The sequence below is a fragment of the Vibrio sp. 10N.261.55.A7 genome (assembly GCF_002877365.1).
Classification (GTDB): Bacteria; Pseudomonadota; Gammaproteobacteria; order Enterobacterales; family Vibrionaceae; genus Vibrio.
Genome location: NZ_MCWZ01000175.1, coordinates 1,869 through 3,028 on the forward strand (window position 1 = coordinate 1,869; position 1,160 = coordinate 3,028).

General features: G+C 39.7%; 1 protein-coding gene. It reads left to right on the forward strand.

Annotation, left to right across the window (positions count from 1 at the left end; genetic code table 11):
• A partial coding sequence (locus BCU12_RS09960; protein WP_198599302.1) for a hypothetical protein occupies positions 1-1,090 on the forward strand: 1,090 nt, incomplete at its 5' end.
• Positions 1,091-1,160 lie beyond the last annotated feature (70 nt).

Genomic DNA, 1,160 nt, shown 5'->3' on the forward strand with positions numbered 1-1,160 from the left:
TGCTGCTATTAACCAAGGGCGAATTGGGGACAAAGGAGAGTTTGAAGAACAGTATGCTGGTCTGGTTGGTAACTACGCAGAGGATTCCTTTAAGTTTGTTTTGGAGAATTCTGGGCTTGGTGAATATAAGTCTGGTGATGTAAACCAACATATCGGCAATGACAGTTCGCCATTGATCTGGTTAAACAATATCAACTCAGCCATTCAACACAATACTCCGGGAGTGACTCTTGACAATCGGTTCTTGAGTAAACGTGAATACGAGCTAGCCAATACGCTAGCAGCTGAGAGCAATGGAAAATATACAGCGGAAGAAATTCGTAATGCAATGCGTCATACTCAAGTTCAGGAAAATGAGAAGTATGATTCAGGTGTTTCTCCCTACTTTGTAGATACATCTAAAGTAGACGATAAGAGTTTCGTTGATAACAGTGGGGGTAAGTTGATCGTAGGGCAAAATGGAACAGGAAAAGGTCGTTACATCGTTCAGGATATAGAGTCGATTCCTTTAGACGAGTCAGCGAAGCAGTATTTTCTGGATCAAGATCTAGGCTATAGCTTCTTTATAGTTCCAGAAACGAAGACGGTTGAGATTGACTTCTTAACAGGCAAACCGATCAATTCTAAGAATGGTACATACCAAGTATCACACACCATTGATGGCAAATCCTACGTGGTAGATTATCACTCATGTGCTACTCCAGAGTGTGTGGCGACTAATAGTAATATGGTGAAAAATGCTGCCAGCGATGCGTTCATAGATGCAACTAGTGCTAAGGCATTGGATGATGCGGCAACAGTGGCTACTTATGCGGCTTTGCCAGCTAGAGCAGGAACGGTCGTGTTTAAAACCATTGATTACGTGGGAATGGCAACATCAGTTGGAAGTGCTGTTTTAAAAGAACAAGTATCAAAAGAAGCATTAGATCTTAGTACGACAAAGTTAGTCCATATTATGCTTCGAGACAATTTAGTACCTTTCAAAGCCGATAAGGTGCAATCGTATATATCTGCATCAGGAATACTTGATGAAGTTAACAGGAGTATTCCTGAGGACAGCAAAATAATAAAGGTGTTTAAAGATGAATAAATTGATTTTAAAAATATTATGGCCTGATAAAGTTTTTAGTAAAATTTCCAAGCTAATGATTATGTTAGCT